General features: G+C 63.2%; 1 protein-coding gene. It reads right to left on the bottom strand.

All coding sequences use genetic code 11. The annotated features are described in order from the left end of the window. Window positions 1–101: 101 nt before the first annotated feature. Window positions 102–505, bottom strand: a 404-nt coding sequence (locus tag ACK8P7_RS11040; protein WP_410044243.1) for a hypothetical protein, incomplete at its 5' end; no start/stop codon positions are given.

Below are 505 nucleotides of genomic sequence, written 5' to 3'. Positions count from 1 at the left end.
ATGCGCATATTGCCTCGATGGACTTTTCGTTTCGGCCCGGCGCAGGGGAAGGCCGGGCCGATGTGCGGAGTTGCCTCTCCTGGAGGGATAGCAGCCTGGTGCTAGGCATGCACTTCCGCCTCCGCAGCATCCTGAGCCGCGCGCTCGGCAACGCGCACCTCATGGGTTTTGCGGTCGGATTTCACGAACACGATCACCAGAACCGCTGCAAGAAGGGCAAGCGGAGTTAGCACGAACTGGGCATTCGCCTGGTAGCCAATGGAAGTGACGATCGGCGAGACGATGTAGCCGCCAACGACCTGGGCAACGCCGGTCGCGAATGCCATGGTGGCGAGCACGAGGTCGGTCTTTTTCGGCTCGGGAACCAAGACCGGCGCGATTGCGCGGGTGCCCGTCGGGACGAGGGCTCCGGCGATGCCCATAAGGATGCAGGCGATCCAGGGGCCGGTCATATCGGCGCCGTCGGTGTAGAAGAAGAAGAACACGCACACCGCCACGATGAGGT

The organism is Oribacterium sp. P9, assembly GCF_046365365.1.
Taxonomy (GTDB): Bacteria; Bacillota; Clostridia; order Lachnospirales; family Lachnospiraceae; genus Oribacterium.
The sequence above is the reverse complement of the archived record's forward strand: the minus strand, read 5'-3'. Positions and strand labels throughout refer to the sequence as shown.